Source organism: Aquibacillus kalidii (genome assembly GCF_014280935.1).
Taxonomy (GTDB): Bacteria; Bacillota; Bacilli; order Bacillales; family Amphibacillaceae; genus Aquibacillus_D; species Aquibacillus_D kalidii.
On the sequence record NZ_JACLZI010000028.1, the window covers coordinates 23,369 to 41,104 of the forward strand.

At 34.8% G+C, this 17,736-nt stretch carries 21 protein-coding genes; 9 read left to right on the top strand and 12 right to left on the bottom strand.

What is annotated here, in order from left to right:
- Nucleotides 1-61: 61 nt before the first annotated feature.
- Nucleotides 62-328 (bottom strand): spore germination protein, encoded by a 267-nt coding sequence (locus tag H7K77_RS05120; protein WP_186576653.1) that lies wholly within the window; start codon nt 326-328, stop codon nt 62-64.
- Between the two features lie 144 nt (nt 329-472).
- Here H7K77_RS05120 and H7K77_RS05125 point away from each other — a divergent pair, with 144 nt between their 5' ends.
- The gene (locus H7K77_RS05125; protein WP_186576654.1) at nt 473-1,009 is read left to right on the top strand and encodes an Hsp20/alpha crystallin family protein; all 537 of its coding nucleotides are present in this window, start codon (nt 473-475) and stop codon (nt 1,007-1,009) included.
- Between the two features lie 9 nt (nt 1,010-1,018).
- The gene (locus H7K77_RS05130; protein ID WP_186576655.1) at nt 1,019-1,333 is read left to right on the top strand and encodes a hypothetical protein; all 315 of its coding nucleotides are present in this window, start codon (nt 1,019-1,021) and stop codon (nt 1,331-1,333) included.
- Between the two features lie 30 nt (nt 1,334-1,363).
- Here the strand turns inward: H7K77_RS05130 and H7K77_RS05135 are convergent, their stop codons facing one another.
- The 4 genes from H7K77_RS05135 to H7K77_RS05150 all read right to left on the bottom strand — a co-directional run bounded on the left by H7K77_RS05135 (nt 1,364) and on the right by H7K77_RS05150 (nt 3,428).
- Complete coding sequence (locus H7K77_RS05135; RefSeq protein ID WP_186576656.1) at nt 1,364-1,600, bottom strand: hypothetical protein; 237 nt, start codon at nt 1,598-1,600, stop codon at nt 1,364-1,366.
- Between the two features lie 70 nt (nt 1,601-1,670).
- Nucleotides 1,671-2,060, bottom strand: a complete 390-nt coding sequence (locus H7K77_RS05140; RefSeq protein ID WP_186576657.1) for an Hsp20/alpha crystallin family protein — start codon at nt 2,058-2,060, stop codon at nt 1,671-1,673.
- 218 nt (nt 2,061-2,278) lie between these two features.
- Nucleotides 2,279-2,590 (bottom strand): metal-sulfur cluster assembly factor, encoded by a 312-nt coding sequence (locus H7K77_RS05145; RefSeq protein WP_186576658.1) that lies wholly within the window; start codon nt 2,588-2,590, stop codon nt 2,279-2,281.
- Between the two features lie 73 nt (nt 2,591-2,663).
- On the bottom strand, nt 2,664-3,428 hold the full coding sequence (locus tag H7K77_RS05150) for a prolyl oligopeptidase family serine peptidase (protein WP_186576659.1): 765 nt from the start codon (nt 3,426-3,428) through the stop codon (nt 2,664-2,666).
- Nucleotides 3,429-3,577: 149 nt separating this feature from the next.
- Here H7K77_RS05150 and H7K77_RS05155 point away from each other — a divergent pair, with 149 nt between their 5' ends.
- The 3 genes from H7K77_RS05155 (at nt 3,578) to H7K77_RS05160 (ending at nt 4,865) form a co-directional block, all read left to right on the top strand.
- Nucleotides 3,578-4,408, top strand: a complete 831-nt coding sequence (locus tag H7K77_RS05155) for a Cof-type HAD-IIB family hydrolase (RefSeq protein WP_186576660.1) — start codon at nt 3,578-3,580, stop codon at nt 4,406-4,408.
- A gap of 115 nt (nt 4,409-4,523) precedes the next feature.
- Entirely contained in the window at nt 4,524-4,646 is a 123-nt protein-coding gene (locus H7K77_RS21470) for a hypothetical protein (RefSeq protein ID WP_268911892.1), read from the top strand.
- Nucleotides 4,647-4,673: 27 nt separating this feature from the next.
- Complete coding sequence (locus tag H7K77_RS05160; protein ID WP_186576661.1) at nt 4,674-4,865, top strand: DUF3813 domain-containing protein; 192 nt, start codon at nt 4,674-4,676, stop codon at nt 4,863-4,865.
- Between the two features lie 45 nt (nt 4,866-4,910).
- Here the strand turns inward: H7K77_RS05160 and H7K77_RS05165 are convergent, their stop codons facing one another.
- The 4 genes from H7K77_RS05165 to H7K77_RS05180 form a co-directional block, all read right to left on the bottom strand.
- Nucleotides 4,911-7,724, bottom strand: a complete 2,814-nt coding sequence (locus tag H7K77_RS05165; RefSeq protein WP_186576662.1) for an ATP-binding protein — start codon at nt 7,722-7,724, stop codon at nt 4,911-4,913.
- Nucleotides 7,717-8,079 (bottom strand): response regulator transcription factor, encoded by a 363-nt coding sequence (locus H7K77_RS05170; protein WP_186576663.1) that lies wholly within the window; start codon nt 8,077-8,079, stop codon nt 7,717-7,719. The genes H7K77_RS05165 and H7K77_RS05170 overlap by 8 nt, the downstream gene beginning before the upstream one ends.
- A gap of 12 nt (nt 8,080-8,091) precedes the next feature.
- Nucleotides 8,092-9,708 (bottom strand): response regulator, encoded by a 1,617-nt coding sequence (locus H7K77_RS05175; protein ID WP_186576664.1) that lies wholly within the window; start codon nt 9,706-9,708, stop codon nt 8,092-8,094.
- Between the two features lie 248 nt (nt 9,709-9,956).
- Nucleotides 9,957-10,376 carry a hypothetical protein gene (locus H7K77_RS05180; RefSeq protein ID WP_186576665.1) on the bottom strand — a complete coding sequence of 140 codons (420 nt, stop codon included), beginning with the start codon at nt 10,374-10,376 and terminating at the stop codon, nt 9,957-9,959.
- A gap of 174 nt (nt 10,377-10,550) precedes the next feature.
- On the opposite strand from H7K77_RS05180, the gene H7K77_RS05185 reads away from it, so the two are divergent.
- Complete coding sequence (locus H7K77_RS05185; protein ID WP_186576666.1) at nt 10,551-10,814, top strand: NifU N-terminal domain-containing protein; 264 nt, start codon at nt 10,551-10,553, stop codon at nt 10,812-10,814.
- A gap of 82 nt (nt 10,815-10,896) precedes the next feature.
- Here H7K77_RS05185 and H7K77_RS05190 read toward each other — a convergent pair whose 3' ends face one another.
- Nucleotides 10,897-11,745 carry a YitT family protein gene (locus tag H7K77_RS05190; RefSeq protein ID WP_186576667.1) on the bottom strand — a complete coding sequence of 283 codons (849 nt, stop codon included), beginning with the start codon at nt 11,743-11,745 and terminating at the stop codon, nt 10,897-10,899.
- A 238-nt stretch (nt 11,746-11,983) separates the two neighbouring features.
- Between H7K77_RS05190 and H7K77_RS05195 the strand changes: the two genes are divergently transcribed.
- Both H7K77_RS05195 and H7K77_RS05200 read left to right on the top strand, forming a co-directional pair.
- The gene (locus tag H7K77_RS05195) at nt 11,984-12,844 is read left to right on the top strand and encodes a DegV family protein (protein ID WP_186576668.1); all 861 of its coding nucleotides are present in this window, start codon (nt 11,984-11,986) and stop codon (nt 12,842-12,844) included.
- A gap of 246 nt (nt 12,845-13,090) precedes the next feature.
- A complete protein-coding gene (locus H7K77_RS05200) occupies nt 13,091-13,951 on the top strand; it encodes an SDR family oxidoreductase (protein ID WP_407926415.1) in 861 nt (286 codons plus the stop codon).
- Between the two features lie 50 nt (nt 13,952-14,001).
- On the opposite strand, the gene fosB is transcribed toward H7K77_RS05200, so the two are convergent.
- Nucleotides 14,002-14,424 (bottom strand): metallothiol transferase FosB, encoded by a 423-nt coding sequence (gene fosB / locus H7K77_RS05205; protein ID WP_186576670.1) that lies wholly within the window; start codon nt 14,422-14,424, stop codon nt 14,002-14,004.
- Nucleotides 14,425-14,643: 219 nt separating this feature from the next.
- On the opposite strand from fosB, the gene H7K77_RS05210 reads away from it, so the two are divergent.
- Nucleotides 14,644-15,999 carry an MATE family efflux transporter gene (locus H7K77_RS05210; protein ID WP_186576671.1) on the top strand — a complete coding sequence of 452 codons (1,356 nt, stop codon included), beginning with the start codon at nt 14,644-14,646 and terminating at the stop codon, nt 15,997-15,999.
- A 45-nt stretch (nt 16,000-16,044) separates the two neighbouring features.
- Here the strand turns inward: H7K77_RS05210 and H7K77_RS05215 are convergent, their stop codons facing one another.
- The gene (locus H7K77_RS05215; protein ID WP_186576672.1) at nt 16,045-17,490 is read right to left on the bottom strand and encodes an alpha-amylase family glycosyl hydrolase; all 1,446 of its coding nucleotides are present in this window, start codon (nt 17,488-17,490) and stop codon (nt 16,045-16,047) included.
- Between the last annotated feature and the right edge of the window lie 246 nt (nt 17,491-17,736).

Consider the following 17,736-nt stretch of genomic DNA (forward strand, 5'->3'; position numbering starts at 1 on the left):
GATCACTCCCATAGTACTATTTCCATTATTCTATTCCCTTAATTATAAATATATGATTTGGTTAATCCTCGAGACCAAAAGGAATGGCATTCGTTAACATAGGATGGTCAATACCATCTGGATCAATTATTGGTGAGCCTATTGGAGTAAAGTTAACATACCCAAAATCACCGTATGTTTGACCAATGAAATTATGTTTCGAATTACTAGATAGTGCTTGAAATACAGACTCGCCCAACTGTATGGTTGCATTTCCATCTATACTATTGATACCAAAGCCACCGAACACATTTATCGGCATTGGTTGGTTTTCATATCCAAATACCAAAATAGTCATCTCCCTACACCATTATTCTAAGACTATTATATTTGACTACTATAAATTGGTGATTATGATTACGACTAGAAATGATGAACGCTTAGGCACATATAAGAGTACTATGTAATAACATCACATAAGGAGAGTTACAACATGAAGCGTTATAATCAAAATAATGACCCTTTTTCCTTTATGAATCAAATGAACAATGGTCAGTTTTCCCCACAATATTTAGATAACATTAGAGAAATGGTAAAAAACTTTAACAGTGTTCTAAATGAAGATTTTTGGAAGGACATTCAAGGTTTTACTGGTAGTGGAAATAACCAAAGAAGAAATCCAAGACAGAGAGAGCTTGTGCCCTGTGAGATTTGGGAAAATGAAGAAAATTATTACATTAGTATACTAATTCCTGGGTTGACTACGGCTAGTAATGCCTATCTACATTTTTATAATGATCAAAAGCTAATGATTAAAGCCCAAGCAAGTCCTATTCAGCCGACAGGAGCAAAATCACTTATTGCAACAGATTTCCCTCATCAAACGGTTGAAAAAGAAATTGACCTTCCAGGACCAATACGAATAGAACAATATACAAAGTCTTTTGAACATAACATTCTTCACATTGTATTAGAGAAAAAGCAGGACACCAGTCAATCCGATAATTTCACGATTCCATTCGACTTCTAGACTGAGAGGATGATTACTATTCAGATTAACATTGGAAACATTAAAGTATTTCATTTGTCAGGAACATCCTCCCTTGTTATTGGAAAAAGTAGTTTTGAGGGTGTTTCCAGTAACTCCAAAACTAATAATGGGGTCGGAAGCGCATATGGGGATGGCTCTAATATTAATATGAGTCCTTATAATTCCCCATTACATGACCCTGACCAGTACGACATACCCATTCAAAACCATCATGACATTAGTAGTCATTCACCTGAACCAATTAGCCATCCAATCAATTCTTTTAATGATTTTAAAAAGAATACTCCATATTGGGAGCCTTAAATGTTATCTTTTCACTAAAAGGCTCCACTGCTACTTCTCTAAGCAGCAGTGGAGCCTTTTTATCAGTCCTTTAAGACCAAGTAACGATGTTGTCATTGGCATAAATGTATCCGCACCATCTGGATCAAATAAAGGAGTACCAACTGGTTGTATAAAATTATAATCAAAATCACCATATGTTTGCCCAGCTACTAAATTATTCTTCACCTGACTATCTAGCGATTGAAAATAAACATCCCCAATTCCAATTGATGCAGTATTTTCCATTGCATTAATTCTAATCCATCAAGAATAACACCTATTGACTCTGGTCCAAATACCACTTCAAACAATTACTTTACTGCAATTTTTCGAGATAAATCTCTAAAATCCCATTAGTATAGCCAAACTTTAATTGTTTTTTATCTACAGGTTTAGGAAATTTAATATAACGTTTGAATGGACCTTTAAAGATTTCTTCAACAATTTTAAGCGTCATTTCTTGTGGAACAAACGGCTTTACACTTCCCGATATTTCTAACATTTCCTGATCATTAAACGCTACCTGCAAATCATCCTTTTTAACTCCAGGTATACTTAATCTAACGTAATATTGATAATCAGACTCATACATATCGACTCTCGGTGTACGAATCTGATTATCCTTATTATCTCCGTTGTCCTGCTGTGTATATAATTGTTGCGGATTGGGAGAAGCAGATTGTTGGAAACGAGTTGGATTATTCATTATTGATCCTCCCCTTAATAGGTATATAGGATAACATATTCATGACTAATCCACTTGTTACATTTGTCTATCTACATACTCTAAGTCCAATAATAAAAAAGCTGTTTTTTGGAGTAAAAATCCAAAAGACAGCTTTTTTAATTTGCTTATTTTGTAATATTAGAATATGTCTTCAAATTCTAATATTACAAATTTGCAAGTGAATCATTAAGTATGAATCAATCTGGAATTCCTAGTGCGATTTTCGCATAACGTGACATACGATCTTTAGACCATGGCGGACTCCAAACGATGTTAACATTTGTATCCTTAACCTCAGGAAGATCCTCCATCACACGCTTAACATCTTGTTCGATATGACCAGCAAGTGGACATCCCATTGCAGTTAATGTCATTGTTACAGTGGCCACTCCATCGTCATCTAAATCCACACCATAAACTAGTCCAAGATTTACTATATCTATACCAAGCTCTGGATCAATAACATTTTCCAAAGCGCCCATTAGATTTTCTTGTAATGCTTCTTCCATTATACTTCCTCCTTTAAATGTGCTTATCTATATTATAAACATAAATGTGTAGTAAAATAAATGATATAGATCACTACAGTTGCAATTCAAACCAATTTACTGTTTCTTTTATTGCAAAACGACTTACCTTATGGTCTCTACCAACTTCTCTCAAGAAGCGAATGTTTTCCGGATTTTTATAATGATCCGTAGCTTCTTCATAAAAACTATAGGAATGGCGGAATGGGACAACGGAATCATTCTCGCCATGCCAAAAGAAAATAGGGCGCCCATTAAGTTTATCTATTTGTTTAGAGAGATCTATTTGTTCTAGTGAGTTAAAAATTTGGTTAATCTCTTCGTCTGTTAGTGGTAGGTCTACATTTGCTTTTTTCATATGCTCTACCAGTTCTTTAGCATAATCTGTAATTTTAGGTGAACCCATTAATACAGCAGACGTTTTAATCCATGGAAATTGTGTTAAAGCAGCCGAAGTAGTAATGCCACCCATACTTGTTCCAGCTAATCCAAAACGTTCATCCAATATCCAATTACGTTCGACAAGTTCTTTTCTTAATGTTTCGATATCTTGGATATTTTGTTTTACAATTTGAAAAAATTGTGTTTGCCTTTGGTCAGAAGTAATATCTTCAGCTCTTTCCCCATGTAACATACAATCAGGAAGAATTACTCTGTATCCTTTTTCTGCCATAAGAAATGCTAAGGGTAGGTTATGTTCCTTTGCACTTGTAAATCCATGCATATATGTAAGAACTGGTAAAGCTTGGTCATACTTATCCGAGTCTACGACGATTAAAGTTGGAATACCTTGTAATTTTTCCTTATAAATACCTATCATAATATAATTTCCTTTCGAAGTAATTTTTATTATATATCTATCATATAGGTTGATTTCTCCACATGCAAAAATATAGACAAAAAAATAGAAATTCTTTACATATAATAGTCATAACTATACACTATACTTACTAAATAAGAGGTGATACCATGAAAAAAAACAAACACCTAATTGCTTTAGACTTAGATGGAACATTGCTAACAGATAATAAAGTAATTAGTGAACGAACCAAGAGAACTGTATTGAAAGCAAAAGAAGAAGGTCATATCGTAATTATTGCGACTGGTAGACCTCATCGAGCAAGCATTGAATATTACCATGAACTAGGGTTGGATACACCAATGGTAAATTTCAATGGAGCACTCATTCACCATCCCACTGATAAGAAATGGGAAGCATTACATAGTCCTCTACCACTGAGGACAGCAAAGCAAATCATCCAAACTTGCTATGATTTTGATGTTAAAAACATATTTGCTGAGATTAAAGATGATATGTTCTTTGATCGTTATGATGAGGAATTGATGGAAATTTTCCATGCAACAGCTGAAGATCATCCCATAAAGGTTGGTAGTTTAAAAAATGAGTTAAACGAGGATCCGACCTCTATTCTTATTCACCCTAGAAACAACCACATTCAGGCATTGCGTGAGCATCTTGATACAAAACATTCTACTGTAATCGAGCATAGAAAATGGGGTGCACCTTGGAATGTTATTGAAATTGTAAGAAAAGGAATGAGTAAAGCAGTTGGCCTAGAAAGGATCGCCCATTACTATCACATTCCACAAGAGAACATTATTGCTTTTGGGGATGAAGATAATGATTATGAAATGATTGAATATGCTGGAGTTGGCGTGGCAATGAGTAATGGGATTGATGAATTAAAGGCAAAAGCTAATCACATTACGGCAACAAACGAACAAGATGGAATCGGGATTTTCTTAGAAGAATACCTAAACTTAAATATTCAAGTTTAATTCCAGTTTATAACACTCATTAAATTTCTCAATATGTCTAAACTATGCTTGAACGCAAATTAGTGTTCAAGCTTTTTTAGTATTAAAAAGTTGTTCGATTGGGAGGAATGTGGTCATGAGCAAAAAGAGCAAATCGAAACGATTTACTCAGCAAGGAGCAGATTCCGTTAAAAAGCATGACGAAAGAATTCCTTATCATGAGCGCTTTTCAGACGTTGAGCGCGAGTCCCGTAAATAAAAGAACACTTTAGGAGGTTTTTTAATCATGAAAAATAATTTATTTGAACAAGCAAAAGATGCTGTAAACCGTCTAACAAGTGGGCAAGCTATTGGTCAAAATGATAAGCAAGCTGCAAAGAATGCTATTCAATCAGCTTATACGAATGCTACCCCAGAAGAACAACAAGAACTACAACAATTAGAGCAGCAGTTAGAACAACAAAACGTTCTAAAATAACTGCCTAAATAGAAAATACCCCTTCTAGATTGAAGGGGTATTTTCTTATTCCTCATCTGCAAATAAAATTTGACCATTTTTACCTTGTTGCAACAAGGTATGAAGAATAACAGTTGATAATTTATTAGGTGGGTAAGGCTTTGTCAAGTAATGTTCCACCTTAAACAGTTGGCTTTTTAAATTTTGCTCTAAAGCACTGGAAATAAAAATTGGTATGTTCCTTAGATGCTCATGCTTCCGTAGGGTTTCAATTAACTTCCACCCATCAATACCATCACCCAACATAATATCAATTACAAAACCGTCTGGATGTATGTTGTCTAAGTCCTCTAACAGTAGTTCTCCAGTATTGTATTTCTTTACATAGAAACCTGTATCTTTTAATTCGTCCTCTAGTAGATGGGATAAGCTTTGGTCATCTTCGACTAAAATCACTTCAGGCAACAACCCTTTTATTGTAGTATCACCTTCCCAAGTGATAGAAGCTGGATCTAGCGGTAGTGTCACAGTAAACACACTTCCTTTATCCATTTCTGATCTAACTGCAATTTTTCCTTGGTGCGCTTCTACAATTTCTTTACAGATTGCTAGACCTAGACCTGTCCCTCCAATTTTACGTTGACTCGAGTTATCTATGCGATGAAATTTCGTGAATAGACGTTTTAATTCATATTCCGGAATTCCAATCCCCTCGTCAGATATATGAATAAAGAGCTGCTCTGCATTATTATTAAATGAAATAATTACATCGCCGCCTTCAGGTGAAAATTTAATGGCATTACTGAGAAGATTGGTGTACAACTGAGTAATGCTACTTGTATCACCGTACACTAACGAATTTGTACTATGATTTAAAAGCTTAATGGTATGATTAGGATTATTTACTTCAAAGATTTCCTTCAACTCGTCCGCTATGTCTACCACATTAATCTGCTGCTTATTATAAGTTTGTTGACCTGATTCCATTCGTTGTAAATCCAAGAAGTCGTTAATCAAGTTTGTTAACCGCTTGGCTTCACCATGGATTGTTTTGAGATACCTTTCTTGTCTTTCAGGTTTCAAATCCTTATTAATCATCAATTCCGTATATCCTAACACACTAGCAAGAGGGGTACGCAATTCATGACTAACCGTACTAACAAGATTGGATTTCATTTGATCCACTTCATATTCTGCTGTTATATCTCTATATACTAATAGTGTCCCAATTCTCTGCTCCTGCCTAAAGACTGCTTCTGCATAAACAACTAGAATACGATTACTCACTTCGAATTGATAACTAGTTCCTTCTGAGTCAATCCGATCATTGATGACTACATCTTTTAAATACTTTGAAAATGAATCCTTGTCTTTCACATTATTAGATATATGCTTCATCCATTTTTGGAAAGTATCCTTCACAAATTTTGTTTCATTATAATGATTAAGACCAAAAAACTCTAACCATTTTTCATTATATTGAACGAGATTACCTTGCTCATCCACAAACTGAATACCTTCGTTAATATTATCGATAATATCCTGATTAAGCTTTCTACTATTTTCTGTTTGTTCAAAGAAAGCGATTTTTTCTAAAGAAATTGAAACACGATTTAGGATACCGATTATTTCCTCAACTTCTTGTTCTGTGAATGGATAATCTATTCTAGAACAACTTAACACGGCATTTAATTTTTCATTGCTGTCAAAAATAGGAGCATGGAAATCGTATGTCACTGCAGAATGATAAAACCCTTGCTCATCTTTACTTGCTTTTCTTTCTGTAACAAATGAATGCTTCTCTTCTTGTAGTCGCTGGATCACAGAGGCAAACAATTCACTAATAGGACCAGAAAACAATTCTGTTTTTACACCTACTGAACTAAAGGATTCAGAATCCAGTGTAAATAAAATTCCTTTATTAAATTTATAAATGCTTACAAGATCTTTTATTACCTGATCCAACAATTGTTGTTGATCCTGTGTCACAGAAAGTGCATGGTTCATGTGATTTAACCGCTCTAATGTACGCTTTGTTGTTTCCAATTGTTTTCGCTGTTTTTTCAATCGCTGATTTTGATTAGAAAGGTTCTCTTCTCTATCAATAATGCGCCCTGCCATCTCAGCAAAACTATTGGAAAGCGTTCCTAGTTCATCTTCTCTTTTCAATCGCTTTATTTCAGTTCGTTTATTTTTTGCAAGTTCTTCTGCCGCGGTTGATAGTTCACTTATTGGATTAACGATCATCCTTGTTAAATTTCTTGATGTAATGCTCAGTACTATAAATATAAGAATTAGAAAGGCAAAAAGTGAATAGTTAATGAAGCTAATTGTATCTAAAAAAGAATCATGACTTGCCTTCTGTTTAGCTCTAAAATCTTCAGTCACTTGATTCATCCTGTGCAAGAGTCCATTTACAATCTCTGTTGAAGAATAAGATGCACTAGCTTCTTTCAACGCAGTATAATCATTCGATTCGATAAAAGGCTGCATCACCTTAAGTAATTCATTCCAGTATATGTCTTGGAATGCCTCTATTTGATTCATAATTTCTGTTTCTTCTACCGTTAAATCCAATTGTCTATATTCATCTAAGCTTTCATTCACTTCTTGATTAGCTAAAGCCGATTGTTGTAACTCATCTTGATTTCCAAATGCAGCATATCCACGCATGTGGACAACCATCTCATTAATATGATTTTGTATTTCTTGTAATACTCGAACTCTGGAGGATAGTTCAGAACGTTCTTGTAAATAATCTGATTTCACCTGGTTACTCACAGTAAATAAGCCAATTACTCCTATAAAAGTAATAAATGACACCGCCATTATTAAAAAGAAAAACTGGCGACGAATTGTTTTACGAAAAAAATTAAGCATCCAATATATCCTCCACTAATAAAGCCAATTGACTTGGGCTAAATGGCTTAGCCATGTAATAAGGGATGCCAGCAAGCTTTGATTCATCAATATCTGACTGCTGCGTTTTCGCTGTTAGCATTAGAATTGGGTGGTTCTTCTTCCACTCCTCATCCATTTGTTGTGCCACTTCAATACCAGTTAAGCCTGGCATCATGTTGTCAAGAATGACTAGATCAAATGATTCATTTCCAAGAATAGCTAGTGCTTCTTTGCCATCACTTGCCTCAAACACATCATGTCCTTCATCTTCTAATGTATCCATAATTAACATCCTAAGTACTTCTTCATCATCTACTACTAAAATTCTCGCCACAAGGATCCCCCCTTAAAACAACCTGTTTACTAACCTTTTTATTCTTGCTTGAAGTTGTTGCAAACTGAATGGTTTTGTTATATAGTCATCTGCACCAAGCTCTAGTGCTTTGACAATGTCTTTATCTTTTTGTCTACCAGTCAACATGACAATTCCCATATTCTTCTCATTTTCTGTTTTACGCAAATGAGACAATACTTCTAAACCGTCCATCTTAGGCATAATTCCATCTAGTAGAATGATGTACTTTCCTGTTCCCTTATACCAGGTGGAATTTAGAAAAGTCTCTCCGTCTTGAAATGACTTTACTTCCACTTGGTAATTACTAATGGACATCTTAGATAATTGATCGCTTAATAAGCGCTGTATCACGCGATCGTCATCGACAACTGCAATTCTAAGTAAACTATCTCTTTCAATTACCTCATTACTTTTTTGCATTTCTGCAGTATAACCGTGTACGCTATGTCTACCATTTTGTTTTCCAAAGTACAAGGCTAAATCACTTCTTACGATTAATTGTTCCATCGATTTAATTGACTTCTGCACTTCTGCAACTCCAGCAGTGAAGCTTAATTTGATTTGTCCCTCGTCTGTATCGTGGCCAAGTTTCATAAATTTTTTTAATAGTCCATCTACTAGACCAACTGCTTCACTTTGTTTCGTCTTCGGCAGAATTAATAAGAACTCTTCTCCACCATAACGAACTAAGTAATCCTTTTGGCGTTTCTCTTGAAGGATCAATTTAGAAAAGTTAGTTAATACAAGATCCCCTACCGAATGACCATGCCTGTCATTCACTTGCTTAAAATGATCTAAATCCATTAAGGCAAAGCTAAATGGGATTTCTGTCTTTTGGTAGGTCTTATTTAATTCAGACCATATTTCATATAAAGAGGCACGGTTATAAGTTTTTGTTAATTCATCAACCATCACACGTTTTTTAAACCAATCCTGTTGTTTCATACGATTGTTAATAATACTTAAAAACACAGTGTTATCAATCGGTTTCTGAATGAAATCATGAGCACCAGAGTCATACACTTGTTTTTGTATAAAGGTTGTTGCTTCATCACTAATCACAATAATCGGTGTAAAAATACTTCTAGCTAAAGTTGCTATCCTACTTAAGAATTCCAAACTACTTTTCCCTTTAATGAAATAATCAATAATTACTAAATCAGGGTGATGGTCATAAAATAGCTGGACACCACGATCTATAGTTGTAGCAATGAACACCATATAGTTATTTTCTTCTAAGCAGTCCTTAACATCATTTAGTAATTCAATATCATCATCTATTATAAGAATTTTGGATTGTGATGGGCGTTCTTCTATTATATCTTCTTCCAATTGACTAGATTCAGTTGTATCATTGAATTCTAATGCTAGTGGTTGAATAAAATTACCCCACTCTTCTTCATTCCATATACGCTGTCCATCTTTGGAGATTTTTTCTATTAGTTCACTTGCAATTTCTGTAAGTTTTATAAGTCCTATAGATGATGCAGTACCCTTTATCGAATGCAAAAAATGATAGAGCTCGTCATTTGTTATATCCTGTTTCTGCTTCCATTGCATAAGCATGTTGCTATACCTTTGCAAGAACATTGTTTGATACTTCTTCAAAACCTTCACTCCTAATTATAGGTAGTCCCATATCTGTTCTATCTAAATGGAATAAATCTTATTATTTAAGTTAGTAGACCATTACTATATTTTAATACTCAATTGAGTAGATTGGAAGTTCAATGTACATTTACTATTAGTTTAAAAGAAAACACTCAAATGATAAATAACCCACCCTTAACAATACTGTTTTCTTCGACATTAAACAACTAAATTCGACATATTTTTTAAAAAATAATTCACCTTATCTAATGCTCATTTCTATAAAATACGTATAACAAGCAGCCGTATAAAAAGTGTCCACTTACCCAATAAATAATAGATTCTATATCATAAACGGTAGGAGTTGGCCTGAGAGCTAACAAGGTTAATGGAAAATAGGATAACATTGCAACACCACTTATCGTAATGGCTAGTAAAAACTTATATATTCCCGCCAATTTTCTAACGCTAATTAATACGACAAAAAGTAAGCATATTCCCCAGGAAATAATAAGATGATACAACCATAGTAAGAAATCAGGGGAGTTCCCTATATAGGGGATAAAATCCACATTTAATAACAAAGTATAAACTTTTTTTCCTGAAAACCACTCAAAAAATCCTAGATACATTCCGAGCAGAATACCAGACAACGTTCCACCCAAAATAATTCTGCCTATTCTCATATGAAACACATCCTATTATTAATATCGTTCCAATCTGATAAAAATGAAGATATAATGATTTAATTATTATATCTCTAAACAAAATTCTTAAGGAAGATACTACCTCGAATCTTTTTAAATCACTAAAATTCTGCTATGATTAGTTGTATAGTAGATTATAGGAGGAAACACACAATGAGTATTCGCGTAGACGCTACACCAAACCCAAATGCAATGAAATTCACAACTGATTCTTTAATATTCGAGGGGAATAACAGCGTTTCTGTTATGCCTGGAAAAACGAGTGAACATAAAATCTTAAATGATCTAATGGAATTAGATGGTGTCGACAATGTATTCGGCTTTCAAAATTTTATAACGGTAAACAAGAAGTTTGATGCTGAGTGGGATTCTTTAACTCAAACTGTTACTGAAGTTATAGAGAAATACGGTTATTAATCGAAAAAGGTGTCCAACCCTACGTTGGACACCTTTTTTAAATTTGTTACCCATAATTAATTTACTTCTGAATATTTCTTATCTAATCATTCCGTTTAAAGAAACCATACACTCCTGCTGTTTCAATTATATTTGTAAATGCGTGAGGATCAACTTCATGTATAATCCTTTCTAGGTCATACAACTCGTATCTTGTGATAACAAGGTACATCATATCCTTCTCTTCCTTCGTATAGGCACCTTTAGCAGGAAGAATTGTAATTCCCCTCGTCATCGTATTGTGTATTTCTTTCTGGAGCACATCCGCATTTCTTGTCACGATCAAAGCTGTCACTTTCTCATGCCGAGTATGGATACCATCAATCACACGTGTGGATACATATAACGCTAAAAGTGTGTATAATGCATTTTCAGGCTCGTTTAGTACACCAGCAATAAAGATGATTAAGCCATTAATGACCATTAAATAACTACCAATTGGCTTATCCTTCATTCTTGATAAAACCATCGCGATAATATCAGAGCCACCTGTAGAGGCACCATATTTCAATGTTATCCCGACACCTATCCCCCCAAGGACACCACCAAATACTGCATTTAGCATAATGTCATTCGAAAGATGAAGTACTGGAATTATTTCAAGAACGATTGTTGTAAAACCAACAGACATAAAGCTGTATAGTGTAAAACCTTTCCCAACCTTTAACCAACCTAATATGGCAACCGGGATATTTAATATAAACAAGATGATACCTGTACTAATCCCTTGAATATGAAGAACATCCGTAAATACACTGGATAAAATTTGTGCAATACCAGTAAATCCACTAGCATATACATTAGCACCGATAAAGAAGAAATTTAATGCAATTGCATTTAAAACGGCGCCAATTATAACGATAAATATTCGTTTTGCTTCTACTAAAAACAAGGAAATACCTCCTTTTATAAAGTTTCGATGTCTTAAGAATACCCTGACTATCTTACAGTAAAACAATAACGAAAGTAAAATATGTCATTTTCCTTTTGACTATAACGGTTTATATGATTAAACTTAAATTAGATTTGCAAATTGACCTTATTAGTATTACCGCTGTTTTATATAAATACTACTAATTCCGTAGGTAAACATGAAGATTTGTCTTCTTACAAATTCCGGAGGTGTTAATGTGACTGTAAAAATAATTACAGACTCTGCTAGTGATTTATCCAAAGAACATTTTGATAAATATAATATTGAAATGTTGTCTTTAACAGTTCAACTTGATGAGCAAAACTATGAAGACGCTAAAACTATATCAGCTAAAACTGTCTACGATGCTATGCGTAATGGTAAGGCACCAAAGACTTCTCAGGTTTCTCCGCAAGCATTTAAGAATACATTTGAATATTATGCCAAAAATAATCAGCCTTGTATCTATGTGTCATTTTCTTCAGAACTATCAGGTACGTTTCAATCTGCTAAAATGATGGAACAAGAAGTTAAAGAAAGCTACCCAGATTGGCAAATAGAAGTAATCGATACGAAATGTGCTTCTTTAGGGTTTGGTTTAGTCGTTTTACGAGCTGCCCAATTAGCTCAAGAGGGTGAATCGTTTGAAAAAATTGTAGAGATTAGTAAATATCATGCAGAACACATGGAACATATTTTTACAGTTGATGATCTAGAGTACCTGTACCGCGGTGGTAGAGTTAGTAAAACAGCTGCATTCGTAGGAACGTTACTTAAAGTCAAACCACTTCTACATGTCGAGGCTGGTAAACTAATTCCTCTTGAAAAAGTACGCGGTTCAAAAAAAGTATTAAAAAGAATGGTCGATGTTATGGAAGAACGTGGATTTGACTTGCAAAATCAACCAATAGGTATCAGTCACGGTGATGCAATAGATACAGCAAACCAGCTAGCCGAATTAATAAAGGAAAAATTTAAGACTGACAATATCCATATCGAAATGGTTGGTTCATCAATAGGAGCACATGCCGGACCTGGAACAATCGCCCTATTTTTCTTAAACAGTTCTTATAAATAAAGTACTTTCAAGCAGCATTTTTAAATTAAAATGCTGCTTTATTATTTTTGGATATTCTGTCCCAAGGATTCCTGCCAATTCCGCCTTTCAACACCGTATTCTATCTAATGATTTCACCTCCCCTTTCGTTACCTGTGCACTAGATTTCCACTGTGTGTTTTTTGCTTAGCATCACACTAATCATGATTTAAATCTTAAAAATTGGTTACAACTATTGTTAGTAAAATAGTTATGGGAGGACTTTTTGTGCCACAAAAAAAAGAGGTATTGCCAAAACAACATCAAGATAGACAACCAGGATTTGAACACCAAATGAATCCATTACCGAAGTATGAAGACCCAAACTATAAAGGCAGCGGGAAATTAAATGACAAAGTTGCTGTTATTACCGGTGGGGACAGCGGCATTGGCCGAGCAGTTAGCCTTTATTTTGCGAGAGAGGGCGCAGATATTGCGATTATCTACTTCGATGAACATGATGATGCTGAAAAAACCAAACAATTAGTTGAAAATGAAGGACGGAAATGCACTGTTTATAGTGGTGACATTAGTAAACCAGACTTCTGTGATACTACCGTTAAAAGTATTGCACAAGAATTCAATAAAATAGATATTTTAGTAAATAATGCTGCAGAACAGTTTCCACAACAGGATTTTATGGATATCTCTAATGAACAGTTAGAGAGAACATTCCAAGTGAACATCTTTTCGTTTTTCTACATGTCAAAAGCAGTGCTTCCACATATGTCACAAGGAAGCTCCATCATAAATACTTCATCCATTACCGCTTATCATGGGAATAAGATGTTGATTGATTATTCAAGTACGAAGGGTGCCATTACTTCTTTCACGCGCTCCCTATCTCAAAACCTTGTTTCGAAAGGAATTAGAGTAAATGGCGTTGCACCGGGCCCAATCTGGACTCCACTAATTCCAGCAACCTTTGATGAGCAACAGGTAGCAGAATTCGGATCCACTTCCCCGATGGGCAGACCTGGTGAAACACACGAACTAGCACCTGCCTATGTTTATTTAGCAAGTAACGATTCATCGTATGTAACCGGTCAAATGATCCATGTTAATGGAGGATTTATTGTTAACGGCTAGAAGATAAAGAAGCAATGCTTGTACATTATATTCAAGCATTGCTTCTATTACTAATCATAAAACTCCATATGCGGTTTTTCCTCTTTATAATAATCAAGTCGATCCTGCAAAGTCCCTGTGTGAAACTCAAATTTATGCCCATCTGGATCCGTAAAGTAAATAGATTCTTTATCTTTTTCGTCTCTAGGACGACCTGAAAGTATATTTACTCCTAAGGAAAGCAGCCTATCATGCGTATCTTTCATTTCTAACTCATCGATTGAGAATGCAATATGAGTATATGAATAGCTTATTTCATGACGAGGTATATCCTGCTCTACATTAAGTGCAACCCAAAGTCCGTTTAGGTCAAAATATGCTGTGCTTCTCCCCTTTACTAATAACTTCGCCCCAAATACTTCTTCATAAAATATAATAGATTTTTCTAGATTAGACACTGAAAATAAAAAATGATTAACTCCTGTTATTTTCATCTTCCACTCCTCCAGCCATTTTTTCTTATGGTACCACTAATTTCCCTTCAGAAGACTACGAAGAATTTATGTGCTAAAAGTGTCATAATATTATGTTGCCTTTTAGTCCTATAAAGGGTTAAATTAGTAACATGCATATTTTTTGGATACGTTTTCTAAGTGATTATTTATCCATTATATCCTGAAACTAGTTTTATATATAGAGGAGCGCGATCATCTGTGGCAAAAACAAACAACCAAAACTTGAGTTTATTTAGCTTGACTTGGCCTATCTTTATAGAAATCTTACTGCATATGTTAATGGGAAATGCTGATACTTTAATGCTGAGCCAGTATTCTGATCATTCAGTTGCTGCAGTAGGAGTATCTAACCAAATACTTTCTGTTATTATTGTCATGTTCGGGTTTGTTGCGGCAGGAGCTTCTATATTAGTCGCACAGAATCTCGGTGCTAAACAAAACCTAAAAGCGGGAAAAATATCAGTTACGTCCATAAGCCTAAATCTCTGGTTTTCTTTAGCTTTAAGTATTGTTTTATATCTATTCAGTAAACCTATTCTCGGTTTAATGGATCTTCCTACTGAACTAATGGATGACGCATCATCCTATATGAATATAGTAGGCGGATTTATTTTTGTTCAGGCTTTAATCATGACTGTGTCTGCCATTTTACGTAGCTATGGTTATACGAAGGATACGATGTTTGTCACAATCGGAATGAACATCATTAATGTAGTAGGAAACTTTTTTGTCATCTTTGGTCCATTTGGCTTTCCTGTTCTAGGTGTGGAAGGGGTAGCTTATTCTACTATGATTAGTAGATTTATCGGGTTTGTTGTACTTATTTTTATACTAATTAAGAGAAGTAATCACTCGTTGCCATTTAGCAACTTTTTCTCTTTTAAGAAAGAAGATGTAAAGGATCTGCTTGGGATTGGTGTTCCTTCAGCTGGTGAACAACTATCTTATAATACCAGTCAAATGGCAATTACTTATTTTATCGCGCAGCTTGGAACTGTAGCGATCACAACAAAAGTGTATGTACAAAATATTATGATGTTTATCCTTCTTTTTTCAATCGCTATTGGACAGGGATCACAAATCCTAATTGGACATATGATTGGCGCAGGCGATATAGAAGGGGCATATAAACGTTGCCTTAAGAGCCTGCAAATCGCGATAGTTATAAGTACTCTTGCTGCAATTGTTGTATATTTTTCACGAGACTTTTTATTAGGTATTTTTACTGACGATACTACTATTATTGAAAAGGGTGCACTCGTACTTCTTGTTACCATTATCCTAGAGCCAGGTAGGGCATTTAATCTAGTAGTAATTAACTGTCTCCGAGCCGCAGGTGATGTGAAATTCCCAGTCTATATTGGCATACTTTCTATGTGGGGAGTTAGTGTAACCTTTGCTTGGTTCTTTGGAATCTTCTTAGGATTAGGGTTAGTTGGAATCTGGATTGGCTTTATTGCAGATGAATGGTTACGAGGTATATTAATGTTAAAGAGATGGAAGTCACGAAACTGGATTAGAAAAGCATATGTAAAAAAAGAAGTAATGGAATAATGAAAAAAACTGTCTACCCCATAACTTGGTTAGACAGTTTTTTTATTATGACCTAGCTTCTTTTTTATTCTTTCTACTTAAGTATATTACTGAAAAAACAAAAGTACCCAATACTAAAACAATAAAACCTACAAACAACCAGTTTAATCCCTTGTCTTCTTCGATGATAAATATATCTGCCGTTTCTCTTTCAAGACCAATTCTATACAATCCATCTTCATGTTCTCTGACGATGTTATCCTGTAATAACCCTGTTAGTTGCATTCCATCAGGAACATCTGCTAAAGAGATTACTTGAGATTTTTTATCATTATTCATTGCTATATAGACAGATTTATCGTCGTACTCCCTCTTAAATAAAACCATGGCACCACTACTATCTACAAACTGAATGTCCCCTTTCGTTATTGCAGGGAATTCGCTTCTAATTGCCATCAGTTGTTCCATATAATTACGTAGTTCATCTTCACCAGTATTTAATTCAGCCATCTGGTGACCAGGGATATCCATTCCATTATCCATCGGTACTTCTGATCCCTGGTAAATGGTAGGTGTACCTGGTATCGTGTACAAGTATGTTAAAGCAAGCTTCCATCTTGTAGTAGGGTTTTGTCCTTGTTTTACAGATTCTCTCGTAAAACGAACTGTCTCTACCGAATCGACGAAATTTATATCATTTAATTCTGTTAGTAGATTATCCTCAAATAATGGTTCCAACGAGTTACCGGGTTCGCTTAAGATAGAAGATATCGTCTCTTTTAGCGTGTTGTTTACAAGTAACAAATTAGGCTTTTCTATCTCACCACCCGAGTCCAAAACTGTAATGGCATCTGATTTCACTGTTTTAATATGCTCAGCAAACAATTCAATAAATTCGATTGGTGTATATTGATTGGTGTACAGCCTGAATCCATCAATTCCTGTTTCGTCTAGCCACATATTTGCAGTTTCTAAGAAATAGTTTGATACTTTAGGATTGGTTAGATCAGGACTTGGCAAATTCTCTCCCCAAGTATTACTTACAGGTTCCCCAAGCCATTCTGGTCGTTCCAAAACCCACGGATGTTTGGAACTGATTTGAGATACAGGCATGTCCAAAATAACTTTGATATTTTGCTCGTGTGCTGCGTCGACTAATTGTTTCAAAATATCCATTTTGCCAAATTGTTCATTAACCTTTTGGTAGTCACTTGGAGCAAATCCATGGTACACATCTGATTGCATCACTGGACTCAAGTTTATTGTCGTAAAGCCTAGCTGTTTAATGTAATCTAACTTATTGATAACACCTTGGAGATCCCCTCCATGAAAAGCTTGCGGATCATCAATATTAATTTCTTTATCGTTCTCCGACTCCCCATTTGTAAACCGATCAATTAATACATAATAGATAGACCCATCTGATAAAGACGTATTAACGGCTTTTACTGGCATATGTATCGGAACTAAAATAATAGTACTTAAAAGCAAAGCCAACATATATTTCTTCATTGTAATCCCCCTTGAATTTATGACAATCATACGTTTTTTCGTTATATAAAAATTAAAACCTTTGACAATTATAATGGAATTTTAATAGATAAGCCAAATTTTCTTATAAACATAACTCTTTTGCAACTATTATTTCATTTGACGCAATTTGTATAAAATACGAAGTAACTGGTGCCGCTACGGAAATTCACTACGCTTTCCGTGGGCTCGCGCTGAGCCTCCTCGGTCGCAAAGAACGCTCCCTGT